General features: G+C 70.4%; 14 protein-coding genes. 3 read left to right on the top strand and 11 right to left on the bottom strand.

The genetic code is table 11. The features are described 5' to 3' along the window. Nucleotides 1–59: 59 nt before the first annotated feature. From AB0I51_RS01555 to AB0I51_RS01510, 10 genes are all read right to left on the bottom strand, one after another. Nucleotides 60–1,223, bottom strand: coding sequence for a hypothetical protein (locus AB0I51_RS01555; RefSeq protein WP_362970250.1), 1,164 nt, complete (start codon nt 1,221–1,223; stop codon nt 60–62). A 97-nt stretch (nt 1,224–1,320) separates the two neighbouring features. Next, nucleotides 1,321–2,871: an alkaline phosphatase D family protein gene (locus AB0I51_RS01550; protein ID WP_362970248.1), complete on the bottom strand. Its 1,551-nt coding sequence runs from the start codon at nt 2,869–2,871 to the stop codon at nt 1,321–1,323. Between the two features lie 217 nt (nt 2,872–3,088). After that, nucleotides 3,089–4,525 carry a GTPase ObgE gene (gene obgE, locus AB0I51_RS01545; RefSeq protein ID WP_362970246.1) on the bottom strand — a complete coding sequence of 479 codons (1,437 nt, stop codon included), beginning with the start codon at nt 4,523–4,525 and terminating at the stop codon, nt 3,089–3,091. Nucleotides 4,526–4,629: 104 nt separating this feature from the next. After that, nucleotides 4,630–4,884: a 50S ribosomal protein L27 gene (gene rpmA / locus AB0I51_RS01540; RefSeq protein ID WP_019063244.1), complete on the bottom strand. Its 255-nt coding sequence runs from the start codon at nt 4,882–4,884 to the stop codon at nt 4,630–4,632. Nucleotides 4,885–4,898: 14 nt separating this feature from the next. After that, nucleotides 4,899–5,219 carry a 50S ribosomal protein L21 gene (gene rplU / locus AB0I51_RS01535; RefSeq protein ID WP_007381993.1) on the bottom strand — a complete coding sequence of 107 codons (321 nt, stop codon included), beginning with the start codon at nt 5,217–5,219 and terminating at the stop codon, nt 4,899–4,901. A 229-nt stretch (nt 5,220–5,448) separates the two neighbouring features. After that, nucleotides 5,449–9,540: an Rne/Rng family ribonuclease gene (locus tag AB0I51_RS01530; RefSeq protein ID WP_362970243.1), complete on the bottom strand. Its 4,092-nt coding sequence runs from the start codon at nt 9,538–9,540 to the stop codon at nt 5,449–5,451. Nucleotides 9,541–9,803: 263 nt separating this feature from the next. Next, nucleotides 9,804–10,583 (bottom strand): TIGR03936 family radical SAM-associated protein, encoded by a 780-nt coding sequence (locus tag AB0I51_RS01525; protein ID WP_362970241.1) that lies wholly within the window; start codon nt 10,581–10,583, stop codon nt 9,804–9,806. 46 nt (nt 10,584–10,629) lie between these two features. Further along, nucleotides 10,630–11,706, bottom strand: a complete 1,077-nt coding sequence (locus tag AB0I51_RS01520) for a hypothetical protein (RefSeq protein WP_362970239.1) — start codon at nt 11,704–11,706, stop codon at nt 10,630–10,632. Between the two features lie 57 nt (nt 11,707–11,763). Beyond that, nucleotides 11,764–12,243 (bottom strand): GNAT family N-acetyltransferase, encoded by a 480-nt coding sequence (locus AB0I51_RS01515; protein WP_362970237.1) that lies wholly within the window; start codon nt 12,241–12,243, stop codon nt 11,764–11,766. 19 nt (nt 12,244–12,262) lie between these two features. Beyond that, entirely contained in the window at nt 12,263–12,880 is a 618-nt protein-coding gene (locus AB0I51_RS01510) for a TetR/AcrR family transcriptional regulator (RefSeq protein ID WP_362970235.1), read from the bottom strand. Nucleotides 12,881–13,025: 145 nt separating this feature from the next. Here AB0I51_RS01510 and AB0I51_RS01505 point away from each other — a divergent pair, with 145 nt between their 5' ends. From AB0I51_RS01505 to AB0I51_RS01495, 3 genes are all read left to right on the top strand, one after another. After that, nucleotides 13,026–13,577, top strand: a complete 552-nt coding sequence (locus AB0I51_RS01505) for an isochorismatase family cysteine hydrolase (RefSeq protein WP_362970233.1) — start codon at nt 13,026–13,028, stop codon at nt 13,575–13,577. Between the two features lie 115 nt (nt 13,578–13,692). After that, nucleotides 13,693–14,529, top strand: coding sequence for a hypothetical protein (locus AB0I51_RS01500; protein WP_362971113.1), 837 nt, complete (start codon nt 13,693–13,695; stop codon nt 14,527–14,529). Between the two features lie 38 nt (nt 14,530–14,567). Continuing rightward, the gene (locus tag AB0I51_RS01495; protein ID WP_362970231.1) at nt 14,568–14,795 is read left to right on the top strand and encodes a hypothetical protein; all 228 of its coding nucleotides are present in this window, start codon (nt 14,568–14,570) and stop codon (nt 14,793–14,795) included. A gap of 7 nt (nt 14,796–14,802) precedes the next feature. Here AB0I51_RS01495 and AB0I51_RS01490 read toward each other — a convergent pair whose 3' ends face one another. Then, nucleotides 14,803–15,939: a glycosyltransferase gene (locus AB0I51_RS01490; RefSeq protein ID WP_362970229.1), complete on the bottom strand. Its 1,137-nt coding sequence runs from the start codon at nt 15,937–15,939 to the stop codon at nt 14,803–14,805. Between the last annotated feature and the right edge of the window lie 383 nt (nt 15,940–16,322).

The raw sequence follows: 16,322 nt of genomic DNA, 5'->3' as shown, positions 1-16,322 counted from the left end.
ATATGTGAGCGACACCTGTCATTCATCTTGCACTGCTGGTGACCGCGCGACGACACCTCTCAGCGGCGCCGCAGCTTCTTCAGGCAACGGTGACCGAGAACTCGTACGAGTTCCTTCGACGATGTCTGGTGAACCGTCCGTGCCTTCGCCGGCGCGGTGTGCCGGACGGGCGCGGCGGCCGCTGCCGCGAGCGCCCCGTAGAGCGCCTGCGCGGCCACCTCGGGCGCGATCCGCGGCGCCGCGGGCACCTGCTCCGAAGCCTTCGGTACGGCCGACAGGAGCGCGGTGTCGCCGACGATCCGTACGCCCGTGGCGGCGATGGTGCCGGCCATCTCGGCGCCGATCGCGCCCGCCGCCTCGACGGCCCACCGCGGTGTCGTGATCTTCACGTCCTGCGGGGTCGGGCTGCACGAATTCTTCATATGCATGACCGCGCCGTTGCGCACGAGCTTGGAATACAGCTCGTCGGGGAGTCCATTGCCGCGGAATTCCACATTGAGTTTTCGCAGCATTTCGGTCTCGGCGAGGGTAAGAGAGCGGTTGGCGGCGTCCGGAACCGGCCGCAGCAGATTCGCGGGCAGTCCGAGCAGCGCCTCGAAGGTGCGCAGCAGTCCGTCACGGTCGCTGTCGTCGACCACGACGACCGTGACCCGCTCGGGGCCCACGGCCCGGGTCCACCGCTCCACCAGCCGGTCGTGCCGGTGCCGGCGCCAGAAGCTGGGGTTGGGCTGCTCGTAGGGCGCCTTGCGGAGCATGTGCTCCAGCCAGTTGTCGTAGCCCATGCGCAGGCCGTTCTGTACGTACTGCTGCCACTGCGAGGGCATGATCCTCGCCAGCGGGCGCAGGGTGATCAGGATGTGCACGCGCTCGCCGCCGAGCTGCTCCACGATCCGGGCGATCGTCTCGTCGTCCTCGGCGTCGGCGAAGAACTCGCTGCTGATCACCGAGGTGCGCTCACCGGTGGCGCGCACGGCGTCGAGGAGACGCGTCCAGTGCTTGTCGGTGGGCACGGTGTCGCCCATCATCGCGGGCCGGGCGCAGGCCGCGAGGGCCGCTTCCATCGGATGCCTGCTGTGCGCGGGGAAGTCGACGCCGTGCTCGGGCATCGTGTCCTTCGCGGCGAACAGCGCGCCCTGGATGGCGGTGGTCCCGGTCTTGTGCGGGCCGATGTGCAGCAGCCGGGTCCCGGAGGGCAGCGCTTCCTTAATACAGTCCGTCTCCATGGTTAATGGAAGGTAAGAGTTGTTCCTGAGTTTGACCTGAGAGGAGCCTGGGACACGGATGAGTCCCAGGCTCCGGTCACGCGGGGTTCACGAACCTCTAGACGACCTGGACTCCGGGATCTCCCGATTCCACCCTGAGTGCGGCGTACGTGCTCGGTGTGGCCGTCGGCTTCAGCACGGTGTCCACGACCCGCACCTTCGCGTCGATGCCGTCCCGCCGGATGTCGAACAGGTGGTAGCCGCGGTGGGCGTCGATCACCTTCCAGTGCGGGTTGTCCGCCATCAGCGGGTCCCACTGGGCGTGGAAGGCGGCCTGGTCCTGGTCGCCGTTGCTGGAGATGGACGTACCGACGAACTCGGCGCCGACGACGTCGGAGTCCGGGTCGGCGAAGTCCTCCTTCAGATCGCTGATCATCGTGAGATGGCGGTCGCCGCTGAGCACCACGGGATTGCGGACGCTCTTGAAGTCCCGCAGCAGGGCGTTGCGTTCGACCTGGTAGCCGTCCCAGGCGTCGTAGAACCACTGCTTGCCCGCGCCGAGCAGGATGTCGGTCTCGGCCATCATGATCTGCGAGGCGATGACGTTCCAGCGGGCGGGCGAGTGGCGCAGCCCCTTCAGCAGCCATGCCTTCTGCTCGGCGCCCATCATCGTCGTCGACGGGTCCTCGGCGCCGGCCTGAGTGGTGGCCTGGTCGCTGCGGAACTGCCGGGTGTCCAGGACGTTCAGGCGCATCAGGCGGCCGAACTCCAGGCGCCGGTACATCTGGATGTGCGGCCCGTCCGGCACGGCGCTCGCGCGCACCGGCATGTGCTCGTAGTACGCCTGGAAGGCCGCCGTGAGCCGCGCCACGAAGGCGTCGTGCGACTGCCTGTCGGGGTCCTGCGGGACCTCCCCCGCCCAGTCGTTGTCCACCTCGTGGTCGTCGAAGGTCACCACCCAGGGGGTGTTGGCGTGCATCGCCAGCAGGTCCGGGTCGGTGCGGTACTGCGCGTACCGGTTGCGGTACTGGACCAGGCTGTACGGCTCCCCGGTCCCCTCGTGCCGGCGCGGCCCCGCGTTCGAGGGCGCCGACTCGTAGATGTAGTCGCCGACGAAGAGCACGAAGTCGGGGTCCTGGGACAGCATGTCGGCGTACGGCGTGAAGTAGCCGTTCTGCCAGTTCTGGCAGGAGGCGAGCGCGACGCGCAGCCGGCCGCCGGAGCTGTCCGGGTGCGGCGCGGTGCGGGTGCGGCCGGTGGCGGAGAGCTGACCACTGGTGCGGAAGCGGTACCAGTAGTCACGGCCGGGGCGCAGTCCCCGTACATCCACGTGAACGCTGTGCCCGTACTCGGGCCGCGCGGGCGCGACTCCGCGGCGCACGCTCTTTCTGAAACGGGCGTCCTCCGCGATCTCCCACTCCACGGGGACCACCTGGTCGGGCATACCGCCGCCGTTCAGCGGGTCCGGGGCGAGGCGCGTCCACAGCACGATGCCGTCGGGCAGCGGGTCGCCGGAGGAGATACCGAGGCTGAACACACCGTCGGGCAGCGGGGTTTCGGCTGCCCGGGCGGAGGTCGGCAGCCACAACTGGGCGGAGGCGGCGGCTCCGAGCACCGCCGCGCCGGCCGCGAGAAAACGTCGTCGATCGGGTGATACGGCTCCGGTCATCGTGAACTCCCTTGCGACGTTGGCCTCTTGGGTCACTTGGAAGCTCACAGTGCGCGGAGTCCCGCCTGTTGAACAGTAAGTATCGCGTCCATGACAAATGAGCACACAGCAAGAGACCCGTTGCTCCGAGAGCAACGGGCCTCAGCCAGTTTGGGTTACGCCTGACAGTCCGTCAGAGTGCCACGCCGATGGTTCAGAAGGGTTTGAACTCCTCGGTTCAGAAGGGCTTGAACTCCTCGAACTCCTGCGCCGCCTCGTCCCGCTCGGCCTGCCGGTCCCGACGCCGCTGTGTCGCGGGCCGCGGCTCGTCGAGCCGGTGGTCCTCACCACGCCGGCCCAGCATCTCCGCGCCGGCCATGACGGTCGGCTCCCAGTCGAAGACGACCGCGTTGTCCTCGGGGCCGATCGCGACGCCGTCACCGGAGCGGGCGCCCGCCTTCATCAACTCCGCTTCCACACCGAGGCGGTTGAGCCGGTCGGCGAGATAGCCGACGGCCTCGTCGTTGTTGAAGTCGGTCTGACGCACCCAGCGTTCGGGCTTCTCGCCACGCACGCGGAAGAGACCGTCCTCCTCCAGTACGACGGTGAAGCCGCTGTCGTCGACCGCCTTCGGGCGGATGACGATCCGGGTCGCCTCCTCCTTCGGCTTCGCGGCGCGCGACGCGGCGACGAACTCCGCGATGGCGAAGGAGAGTTCACGCAGTCCCGTGTGGGCGACGGCCGACACCTCGAAGACACGGTAGCCGCGCGCCTCCAGGTCGGGCCGCACCATCTCGGCGAGGTCCTTGCCGTCCGGTACGTCGATCTTGTTCAGGACGACCATGCGCGGCCGGTTGCCGAGCCCGCCGTACTGCTTCAGCTCCTCCTCGATCATGTCGAGGTCGGAGATCGGGTCGCGCTCGGACTCCAGCGTCGCGGTGTCCAGGACGTGCACGAGGACGCTGCACCGCTCGACGTGGCGCAGGAACTCCAGGCCGAGGCCCTTGCCCTGGCTGGCGCCGGGGATGAGTCCGGGGACGTCGGCGATCGTGTAGACCGTCTCGCCGGCCGTGACGACGCCCAGGTTCGGGACCAGGGTCGTGAAGGGGTAGTCGGCGATCTTCGGCTTGGCCGCGCTCAGCACGGAGATCAGCGAGGACTTGCCGGCGCTCGGGTAGCCCACGAGTGCGACGTCGGCGACCGTCTTCAGCTCCAGGACGATGTCCTGGAGGTCGCCGGGGACGCCGAGCAGCGCGAAACCGGGGGCCTTGCGGCGGGCGCTCGCGAGAGCCGCGTTGCCGAGGCCGCCCCGGCCGCCCTGTGCGGCGATGTACGAGGTGCCGTGGCCGACCAGGTCGGCGAGCACGTTGCCCGCGCCGTCGAGCACGACCGTGCCGTCCGGCACCGGCAGGACCAGGTCCGTGCCGTCCTTGCCGGAGCGGTTGCCGCCCTCGCCGGGCTTGCCGTTGGTGGCCTTGCGGTGCGGGGAGTGGTGGTAGTCCAGCAGTGTGGTCACGGACTGGTCGACGATGAGGATGACGTCACCGCCCCTCCCGCCGTTGCCGCCGTCCGGGCCGCCGAGCGGCTTGAACTTCTCACGGTGGACGGAGGCACAGCCGTGGCCTCCGTTACCCGCGGCGACATGCAGCTCGACGCGGTCCACGAAGGTGGTCATGGGATGTGCCTCCAGTTACTTACGGGGTGTCTTTGTACTAACACGCGAAAGGCGGACCCGCTTCCCACCAGGGGAAGTGAGGTCCGCCTCGCGAAAGCTTCCGATCAGGCGACCGGAACGATGTTCACGACCTTGCGGCCACGGTGGGTACCGAACTCCACCGCACCGGCGTTCAGCGCGAACAGCGTGTCGTCGCCGCCACGGCCGACGCCCGAACCGGGGTGGAAGTGGGTGCCGCGCTGGCGGACCAGGATCTCACCCGCGTTGACGACCTGACCGCCGAAGCGCTTCACGCCGAGCCGCTGGGCATTGGAGTCGCGACCGTTCCGGGTGGACGATGCGCCCTTCTTGTGTGCCATCTCTCCTCAGTCCCTTACTTCGCAGCCGCGGGGATCTCAGTGACCTTGATCGCCGTGTACTGCTGGCGGTGGCCCTGACGACGGCGGTAACCGGTCTTGTTCTTGTAGCGAAGGATGTCGATCTTGACGCCCTTGTGGTGGTCCACGACCTCGGCCTGGACCTTGATGCCGGCCAGCACCCACGGGTCGCTGGTCACAGCGTCGCCGTCGACAACGAGCAGGGTCGAGAGCTCGACCGTGTCGCCAACCTTGGCAGTGGAAATCTTGTCAACCTCAACGATGTCGCCGACAGCAACCTTGTGCTGGCGACCACCGCTGCGCACGATGGCGTACACGCGGATCTCACTCTCTCGCTCGGGAACGGCACCCCCGCAGTCCAGCCGCCCTGCAGAGCAGACGGCCTCTCCCGGTGGAGCACACCCGGGAGGAAGAGGTTTACGGGGATGTGGCGTGTCACCAGTGGACACGCCGACAGTCAAGGTTACGGGGCCGCAGCCGAACGGGTCAAACCGGGCCCGTGGGGAGTGCGACCGGTCACATGGACCGGCCGCACCCGCCGGGGGTTCAGTCCTCGTCGGTGGAGGCGGTGACGGAGGACGGGCTCGTCTGCTCCGCCGCCGCGGTCTTCTTCGACGTGGTCTTGGCGGCCTTCTTGGCCGTCGTCTTCTTCGCGGCCGTCTTCTTGGCCGCGGTCTTGGTGGCCGCCGCCTTCTTGGCGACCGCCTTCTTCGCCGGGGCCTTCTTGGCGGCCTTGCGGGCGGCCGTCTTCTTGGCCGGAGCCTCGACGTCGGCCTCGGCTTCCGCGGCGGCCGGGGCTGCCTCCACCACCGTCGACGGTACGACCACGACGGCCGCCTCCTCGGACGCGGTGGGCGCGGTCGCCTTGCGCACGGCACGACGCCGCGGGCGGGCCGGAGCCGCGCTCTCGGCGGGCGCCTCGGGCTGCTCGGCCCGGGCGGGTGCCTCGACGACGACCGGTGCGGCGGCCTCGGTGACCGTCACGACGGCGGCCTCCTCGGACCCCGCCGGAGACCCGGCGGGCGCGGTGGCCTTGCGGGTCGCACGACGGCGCGTACGCCCCTTGGGCGCGGCGTCGTCGACGACCTCGGCGACAGGGGCTTCGGCAGCGACCGGAGTCTCGACGACCGGGTCCTCCACGGCGACGGGCTCGGCCTGCGCGACGGCGACCGGCTCGGCCTCCGCACGCGCTTCGTGGACCTCACGCGGCTGCCGCGACTCACGCGACTCCGCCCTCGGCGCACCGGCCGGAGCCGACGCCCGCCGGCTCGTCCGGCGCCGCGAACGCCCACCACGGGTGGCCGCGGCCTCCGCCTCGGCGGCGCTGCTGTACAGGTCCTCGTCGGGACGGAACTCGGATTCGGCGAACGGCACCGGCATGGCGACCTCGGCGGCCACCTCCGCCTCGGTCTCGACCTCGTCGGAGTCGTGATCGTGCTCGTGCGTCTCGTGGCCGTCGTGCGTGTCGTGGGCGTCCTGCCCGTCGCCACCACGCCCGCGCCGTTTGCGCTTGCCGCCGCCACCGACCGAGGTCGGCTGCTCCATGTGCACGATGACACCGCGGCCGTTGCAGTGGACGCAGGTCTCGGAGAAGGACTCGAGGAGGCCCTGTCCGACGCGCTTGCGGGTCATCTGCACCAGGCCCAGCGAGGTGACCTCGGCCACCTGGTGCTTCGTACGGTCGCGGCCCAGGCACTCCAGCAGACGCCGCAGCACCAGGTCCCGGTTGGACTCCAGGACCATGTCGATGAAGTCGATGACGACGATGCCGCCCAGGTCGCGCAGCCGCAGCTGACGCACGATCTCCTCGGCCGCCTCCAGGTTGTTCCTGGTCACGGTCTCTTCGAGGTTGCCGCCCTGACCGGTGAACTTGCCGGTGTTGACGTCGATCACGATCATCGCTTCGGTCTTGTCGATGACCAGCGAACCACCGCTCGGCAGCCAGACCTTGCGGTCCAGGGCCTTCATCAGCTGCTCGTCGATGCGGTACGTCGCGAAGACGTCGACCTCGGACGTCCACTTGGACAGCCGGTCGGCGAGGTCGGGGGCGACGTGCGAGACGTAGCCGTGGATGGTGTCCCACGCCTCGTCACCGCTGACGATGACCTTGGTGAAGTCCTCGTTGAAGATGTCGCGCACGACGCGGACGGTCATGTCCGGCTCGCCGTACAGCAGCGACGGGGCGTTCGAACCGCCGCCGCTCTTCGACTTCTTCTGGATGTCCTCCCACTGCCCCTGCAGCCGCTCGACGTCACGGCGCAGCTCGTCCTCGCTCGCGCCCTCGGCGGCGGTGCGCACGATGACGCCCGCGTCCTCGGGGACGATCTTCTTGAGGATGGTCTTCAGCCGGGCCCGCTCGGTGTCGGGCAGCTTGCGGCTGATGCCGGTCATCGAGCCCTCCGGGACGTACACGAGGTAGCGCCCGGGGAGGGAGACCTGGCTGGTCAGACGGGCGCCCTTGTGCCCGATCGGGTCCTTGGTGACCTGCACGAGGACCGACTGGCCCGACTTCAGGGCGGACTCGATGCGGCGCGGCCCGTTGGCCATGCCGAGCGCCTCGAAGTTGACCTCACCGGCGTACAGGACGGCGTTGCGCCCCTTGCCGATGTCGATGAACGCGGCCTCCATGGAGGGCAGCACGTTCTGGACCTTGCCCAGGTAGACGTTGCCGACGTACGAGGTCGACTGCTCCTTGTTGACGTAGTGCTCGACGAGCACGCCGTCCTCCAGGACGCCGATCTGCGTGCGCTCACCGGTCTGCCGGACGACCATCACGCGCTCGACGGCCTCGCGGCGGGCCAGGAACTCGGCCTCGGTGATGATCGGGACGCGCCGGCGCCCCTGCTCGCGGCCTTCGCGGCGGCGCTGCTTCTTGGCTTCGAGACGCGTCGAGCCCTTGATGGACTGCACCTCGTCGCTGGGGTGGTCGTCCTTCTTGGCGCGCGGCTCGCGGACCTTGACGACGGTGCGCTCGGGGTCGTCCGACGACGAGACCGACTCGGTCTCGCCGCCCGAGTCACCGGCGCGACGACGCCGACGGCGCCGGCGACGGCTGCTGCTCGATCCGGAACCGCCCTGGTCCTCGTCCGCCTCCTCGGCGTCCTCCTCGACCTGCTCGGCGGTGTCCTCGGCGTCTTCGGCGGCCTGCTCGGCGGCGTACTCCTCGCCGTCCTCGGCCTCGTCCTCACCGGTGGCGGACTCGCCACGGCGACGACGCCGGCCGCCACGGCGACGGCGGCGGCGCGAACCGGTCTCCTCGGTCTCGTCACCGTCGGCGGAGTCCTCGGCGGCCTCGTCGGCCTCCTCCGGCTCCTCCTCGGCAACGGCGGTCTCGACGGGGGCCGGAGCCACGGGCTCGGCCTCGAAGGCGGCACCCCGGCGGCGACGCCGACGACGTCCGCCGGTCTCTTCCTCGACAACTTCGACGGCCACGGGCTCGGCGACGACGACCTCTTCCTCGTCGTCCTCCACCGCCTCGGCGGCAGCGGCGGCGGCCCGCTCCGGCGTCTGGAACATCGGCTCGGTGAAGACGGGCGCCCGGAACACGGCCACGGCGGGCCGCGCGGGCCGGCGCGGCCCCTCGTCCCCTTCAGCGGTGTTGCCGTTCTTGGGCGCGGGCGCGGAGAACCCGCCGGCCGCGGTCCGCGCGACCCGGCGCCGACGACGCGGCCCGGAGTCCTCGGCGGGAGCGTCGGCGGTGGTGTTCTGCTCCGCGGCGTCCGCGGTGGTCTCGTCGTTCACAGGGGCCTCCTCGCCCACGGGCGTCCCGGCAGGCGCGGACACACGGCGCGTGGCGCGACGACGGCTCCTGCGCGGCGCGGCATCCTCATCGGAGGCAGCGGGCGCAGCACCTTCGGTCACTTCGGTCACTTCGGTCACGGCAGCAGCAGGCGCCGCGGTCGCTTCAGTCGCTTCGGTGTTCTCGACAGCCTCGGCCGCCTGCGGCGCACCGGCGGGCGCGGAGGCGCGCCGGGTCGCACGACGGCGCGTACGCCCGGCGGGCGCGGCCTCTTCCACCGGAGCTTCGACAGCTACGGGTTCCTCGACAACGGCCGACGCGGCAGGCTCCTCCGCCTGCTCAGCCGCGGTCTCAGGGGCAGCGGCCTCGGGCGCGGTCACCTTGCGGGTGGCCCGCCGGCGGGTGCGGCGCGGAGCGGCGTCCTCGCCGGACACGGCCTCTTCCGCCACGTTGTCCTCAACGACCTCAGGCGCGGCAGCGGCAACTGCCGGCACCACGATCTCGGCCGCCTCGGGCACCGCACTCGCCTCGGGCGCACCGGCGGGCGCAGACACCCTCCGGGTCGCACGACGGCGCGTACGCCCGGCAGGCGCGGCCTCTTCCACAGCCTCTACGGCTGCTGCGACGACGGGCGCCTCGGGGGCCACCTCGGTCACCTCGGCCTCAATGGGCTCGGTGACCGCGCCGACCTCTGTGGTCTCGACGCTCTCGTCCTGCTTCTCGTCGCTCTCCTCGGCCGGTATGGCCGGAGCGTTGCTTTCGACCGCGCCCTCGGGGGCGGTCGGCGGTCCCGCCGGGCGAGACGCGGCGCGGCGCCTGCGGCGCGGCGGCAGCGTGTCGCTGGGGGTGTTCGGTTCGGAGCCCGTTGAGGACTCTGCGGGTTCGGTCGGTTCGAGCATGCGGGCGTTTCTCCCGTCAGGCTCCCGGGCGCCGCGCCTGGTCCGGCTTGGATGCCGGTGACGTCCGCGGCTCGCGCGTTGCGCGGTGCCGCCGTCCGGGGCGCGGGCGCCGCACGGGAGCTCTCTGTGTCCTGTCTCGCCGGTTCCGTACGCCCAGTTGCGGACGGCCTGGCGAAAGTCTTGTGGTCGGTGCGCTGCCCGACCCAGGTGGCTCCCGAGTCCGAGGGCGGCGCTACGACGTCCGTCCCTACGCGGAACCTTCCCTACGCCGGCGCCTTCGCGGCGGCAGCTTCGGCGACCGTGGGATTCCCGGTCACTGCTGCCTCGCGGTCGGGCGCGAGCGGGTCGGTCACCGTGCCGGTCTCTTCATCGAACAGCCCCTGCGCCAGCCTGGTCACCGCTACGGCGACCGGCGGCGCCAGGTCGGCCACGGCGCGAAGACCGGACAGGACGTCGTCGGGTCGAACGGCAGGCGTCACGTGCCGAACAACCAGCCGCAGTATCGCACAGGCCTGGTCGGTAGGCCTATCAGCCTGTGGGCTGAGCGTCCCGGGAACGGCTTCAAGGCTCGCCACCGCGGAGCGGGCGTCGAAGGTGCGCAGGCCGTTCTTGGCCATACGCTGGACCTCGACACTCTCGGCCGCGTTGAACGCGGCCACCGCGCGCTCCGCGTCCTCGGGAGCCACCCCGTCGAGCCGCAGCTCCCACACGGAAGCCGTGAGCCGGTCGGCGAGCCCGGAGGTCCGGGCCTCGACCGCGTCGACGATGTCGAGTCCGACGGGCATCGACTCGTCGAGCAGCTCGCGCAGCTTGTCGGGGTCGCGCTCGGCGGTGAGCGCGATCTCCAGGTATTCCGCCTCACTGCCCGTGCCGGTGGGTGCGGCATTGGCGTACGACACCTTCGGGTGCGGTGTGAACCCGGCCGAGTACGCCATCGGCACCTCGGCGCGGCGCAGCGCACGCTCGAAGGCGCGCTGGAAGTCACGGTGGCTGGTGAACCGGAGGCGGCCGCGCTTGGTGTAGCGCAGTCGGATGCGCTGCACCGCGGGTGCGGGCGGCGGGCCTTCGGGCTGTCGCTTGCCCAGTGTCCTAGTCCTTCGTGAGAACGGTCGTACTTCTACCAAGAGTACGTGTCTCGTCGCCCATCGGTTCCCGGCGCTCCACCGGCTGCGGCTGCCGCGGCTCGCCGAAGACTGTCCGCCGGAAGTCGGCACGGGCCTGCCGGGCGGACTCGCGCGCGGCCGTCAGCACCTGCCGGGTGACCCGGCCCACACTGCGCGCGGCCTCGGCGGCGGGCCGCAGCACCAGGTCCCGTACAACGTGTCCGACGGGGGTGAGGACGGTCCGGTACACCCAGCTCACCGGCGCCACGAAGATCCACCGGAAGAGGGTCGCCAGCGCCCGTCCCACGGCGAGCGAGAGGTGCCCGGCGATCCGCCAGGCGTGCCCGAGGGCGTCCCACACCTCCCGTCCCACGACGGCGAGGACCCGCCCGACCGGTGTCAGGACCCAGCGCCAGAGCGCGATCGCGGGCAGTACGAGGAGGATCCGGGCCATCCAGTACAGGACGACACCGACACCGGTACCGACAGCCTTCGCGAGCCACAGCAGCCCTCGCCCGCACCAGGCGATCGCGCGCCCGACCGGCGCGATCACCCAGGCGTACAGCCACCCGGACGGCACGACGAGCAGATACCGCCCGAGCCACTCGACGGCTGAGGTCACCCTGTCGACGACCCACACGCACGCGTGCCCGACGGGAGTGAGCACGCGCGCGTACACCCACGCCAGCCCACTCCCGATCCCGCGCGCCGTCCAGGCGAGGGCGTGCCCGAGCGGGGTCAGCGCATACTGGTAGAGCCACCCGAGGGGCACGAGGACGAGTACGCTCACGAGCCATCCGACCGCCTTGGCGCCGGGCACGACGACATACCGCCACAGCGCCACCACCGGCCACACGAACAACGCCCGCCCCACCGGTCGCAGCACGGTCCGCCACAGGAACCGCCCACCGACCGCCAGCGCGTCCCACACCACCCGCACCGGCACGACCAGCACGAGCACGACGATCCGCACGGGAACACGGATCGCGACGGCCAGACATCCCTCGGGCGACTGCGGCGCGGGCTGCGCGGAAGGTTTCTCGAACTTCACAGGGGCGTCCATATCAGTCAGGACGCCTCAACACCCCGTACGGATGCGGTACGGCGGCCTCCTCATGGGTCACGGGTACGAGTCCGCGCGGGAGACGTGGGTGTGCAGCAGCCGGGGCGAGGAGGCGAAGCCGCGTCGGGCGTACGCCGGGATCGCCCGGGGCGAGGAGTGGACGGTGACGCGTTCGAGGCCGAGTTCCCGGGCGCGGCTCAACACCGCCTCCATCAGCCGCCCGCCGACCCCGCTGTCCCGTTCACCGGGGACCACGTACACGCACTGCAGATCGCCGGAGGCCCGGTGCAGGGCACGCGGACTCGGTACCCGTTGGACAACGGCCAGCCAGGCCATCCCGATGACCGCGCCGTCCCGCACGACGACCATGCAGCGGTGCGAACCGGTCTGCTCCGCCGCCCAGTCGACGAAGTGCCGTACGAACTCCTCGCGGGTGGTGACGGGTTGGTCTCCGCCCTCCAGAATCCACTGCCACCGCAGCTCTGCGACGGCGCCCAGTTCGGCGGGTTCGGCGGGGCGGATCACGAAGTCGTTCACCCGTGCATTCTGCGGCGGTTCAGCGGTCGTCGGCAGGGGGCGTCAACAGCGCGTCGACGATCTCCCGCAGGGGCGCGGCCAGTTGACCGGCGGTCGCGTCACGCAGGGGCCGCAGGCCTACGGCGGACCGTACGACAGCGACGCCGACGCCCAGCGCGACCAGGAGCTGTGCCCGCAGCAGCCGTTCGTCGTCGTCCTCCCCCGCCGGTCCCCCGCCGGATGCTTCGAGGATCTGGCGGCCGAACTCGTCCAGGGCCTTGCGGCGCAGCGCGTCCACGCGTTCGTCGCCGGAGCCGCGCAGCAGCATCAGCACGGGGTGTTCGCCGAACTCCGGCCAGGCACCGGCGGACAGTTGGTGGCTGAGCGCCTCGGCGAGACCTTCCCGGTCCTGCGGGAAATGATCGCCCCGGCCCAGAAACCGGGGAGTCGACGCCAGGGCCGCCTTGAACAGCCCTTCCTTCGAGTCGAAGTACCGCTTGATGAGCGCCAGGTTGACCCCGACGTCGGCGGCCACGTCCCGCAGTGTCGTGCGGTCGTACCCGAGCCGGGTGAACCGGCTGCTCGCGGCTTCCAGGAGCGCCTGCCGGGTCGCCGCCGCGTCCCGCCGCCGGGGTCCGTCGGCCTCACTCGTCTCCACCGCAGCCTCCTCGGACAGGTCAAGTAATCACTCGTTGACATGACTACAGGGCATGGTTACGTTAAGCAAGTAATCACGTGATGACTTAGCCCGCCCCGCTCACGTGTGCCCCTCACGTCCCGCCCTCCCGTCCGAAAGGGCAACGGTGTCCAAGCAAGCCCTCCTCGTCATGGACGTCCAGCGCGTCATCGTCGACCGCTACCCCGACCCGGCCCATCTGCCGCGCCTGCGCAAGGCGATCGACACGGCCCGCGCGGACGGCGTCCCCGTGATCTACGTGACCGTCGGCTTCCGCCCCGGCGCCCCGGAGGTCAGCGCCCGCAACAAGATGTTCGGCAGGCTCGCGGGCGTCCAGGTGCCGGCCGCCGCCGCCCAGGCCAACGAGATCCACCCGGACGTGGCCCCCGAACCCGGCGACATCCTCGTCACCAAGCGCCGCGTCAGCGCGTTCGCCGGAAGCGACCTCGAGATGGTGCTGCGGGCGAACGACATCGACCACCTGGTCCTGACGGGCATCGCCACCAGCGGAGTCGTCCTGTCGACGCTCCGCCAGGCGTCCGATCTGGACTTCACTCTCACCGTCCTGTCCGACGGCTGCCTCGACAACGACCCGGAGGTGCACCGGGTCCTCACGGAGAAGGTGTTCCCGATGCAGGCGGACGTCACGACGGTGGCGGAGTGGGTCGCGGCGCACTGAACTCCCTATATTGATCCCCGTACTTGATGCCGGTGTTCAATGCGCCGGAGTCGACGTCGGTGCGATCCGGGGGGATTGAGCGCTCGTGCGACCGGACAGAACACTCGGGGTGGCTGTGGCCGCTGCGCTCTGCGCCGTAGCCGTACTCCTTCTCGGCGCCTGCGGGACGCAGGTGGCCGGTGACGCGAACGGAGCGACGCCGACCGGGCCGATCCCGTGGACCACGATGGAGCCCTCCGGGGTCACCGCGGCCCAACTCGCCGGAGATCAGCGCACGTTGACCCTGACCGCACGGGTACCCGACGGCAAGCACCCGTGCGTGCGTGCGCTCAAGGCCGCACTCACCGCCGCCGAACGGAACATCCTGTGGGTGCAGATCACCTACTCCTCCCCGTCGGCGGACAAGCGCTCCGGCTGCACCGGGGAACGTACGGCCTCGACGCGACTCCTGCTGCCCAAGCCTCTGGGCAGCCAGAAACTGATCGTGGACCAGGACACCCAATTCACCGCCGACGGCCCCGAGTTGCCCGCACTGCGCCTGTGCGGGGAACTCGGCTGTCACCCCCCGGCCACCGGCTGCACCGTCCCCTCCTACGAGCAGGCGATGATCGCGGCCGACGCCCCCGAGCACAGCTACCGCGACGCGGAACACTGCGACGGCAAGTGGCTGGTCATCGACTTCTCCTGGCGTACGGGCCCGGTCTGCGGCGACACGACCGCGACCCCGTCCGGCTGCTCGTCCCGGCTGGGCGACCGCTGGTTCTTCCGCGCCGAGCCCGCAGGCTGGAAGACGATCACAGCGAGCTCGACCGGAGGCTGCAAGGTGGTACAACACGTGGAACCCGCGTTCCCCACGGCCCTGTGCGCGACACTGGCCCCGCTCTCCGCCTCCCTGCACCCGAGCTACCCGCCGCAGTCGGCTTCCGCGACCCCGCACACACCCACTCCGTAATCTCGTCAACACACGCCAAGAACGGGGGAGTTCACACGATGGCGAAACCGGTACGCGCGGCGCTGGGCGACGGCCTCTGGCTCAGCTGCCAGGTCTGCCAAGGGGATCTGTTCCGTGAGCGGGGCGTTCTGCTCAACAGCACCGGCATGGAGTTCATGAAGCTGGGCTGGGCCGACGAGAACGCCACCGGCCTGATCTGCTGGCGGTGCGGCTACGTCCACCTGTTCGTGAACAGGGACATCAAGCTCTACCGGGCGGACAAGTGACGGGCGCCTACTTCTTCCTCCCCCTGGCCGCCTTGCCCGCCCGGGAGACCTTCGGCCTGCGCAGGGGCACCGCGGTGAGGTGCGGGGCGGAGAACTCCCGGTTGGCCAGGGTCTGTTGGCGTACGGAGGCGGGCAGGTCCGGCAGGGCCAGCAGTCTGTCGCACGCCTCGACGGAGGCCGCGAACTCGCCCACCCAGTAGGCGGTGATCGAGAACTCGAAGAGGAGCCCCCACCGGTACACCCAGGGTCTGGTGAACAGCAGGTCGTCGGGTTCCGGTCTGCCGACCGCGTCACCGAGCAGGGCGAACGCCGTGCGGTAGCGGCCGGCGAGGCGCAGGCGGGACGCCAACTCGTAGCAGGCCTCCAGCCGTTGAGGGCGTCCGTCCCACGCCCGGGAGAACGCGTCCAACGCGCCCGGCCAGTCGTCGGTCCGCTCCGCGCGCAGGACTCCGGCCTCCAGGAGCGAGCAGTAGACCTCCTCGCCCCAGCCGCCCATCCGGGCGCGACGCTCGTAGAGAGCGATCGCCTCCTCCGCGTGCCCGAGGTCACGTTCGGTGTTGGCCAGATAGAAGACGGTGCGCGGGTTGTCGGGGTCGCGCTCCAGCTCGCGCCGGAGCAGACGCGCGTCCCGCTCGAACTTGTCGCCGCGGCACCCGCCGTCGGCCTGGTCCTCGATGGCGAGGGCGCCCAGGTTCTCCTGGGTGTCGGGTTCGTCGGTGCACGGGTACTCGTGCGTGACACCCTCGTAGCGCCACAGCCAGTCGCCCCGCATCAGGTGCTTGAACCGGTGCTGGGTGCCGGGGCCGTCGTAGCGCAGCATGTAGGAACCCGCCGTCAGCCGCGGCAGCGGGGCGTCCTGCCGCAGGACGTGGTCGGCGTCGAGTGTGAGCAGGTAGTCGGCTCTGCCGCGGGCGAGCTGGATGTTCCGGGTGCGGTTGTGCCCGAAGTCGACCCAGGGTTCCTCGTGCAGTTCGCCCGGAACACCGTCCAGCACCTTGCGGATCAGCTCCTGCGTGCCGTCCGTGGAACCGGTGTCGGAGATCACCCAGTAGTCGATGAGAGGGCGGACGGCCTCCAGGCAGCGCTCGATCACGAGCGACTCGTTCTTGACGATCATGCACAGGCAGAGAGTCTGCTGCTTCACGGCCTCACCCGTCCCGGACCCCGGCGTCCCGTCGGAAACACGCGCGCCACAGTGACACGCACCCACTCCCCGACCACCCATCCACGCGGAGGACCGCACCCGAGAGCCCCCGAACAGCGGCGGCTTAGCCCGGACGGGTGATCACAGGTAAAGAATGCCCCACCAGAACACATCGACTAGTCCGATACGATGACAAATGGGCGCGTTCCACACCGCCACGCCGGTCACCCCAGCTCCCTCACACCACACTCGCACTCGGATTCGGGACACCACCCGAACAAGTCGAGCAAGGAGCGTGGGAATGAGGACGGGTGCTGAATTTCGCACATCGCCATTCGGGCCGCTGGCCCGGGACGGATTCAGGAAGGCGGGCACGGTTGTCT

The organism is Streptomyces sp. NPDC050549 (genome assembly GCF_040655035.1).
GTDB lineage: Bacteria > Actinomycetota > Actinomycetes > Streptomycetales > Streptomycetaceae > Streptomyces.
The sequence above is the reverse complement of the archived record's forward strand: the minus strand, read 5'-3'. Positions and strand labels throughout refer to the sequence as shown.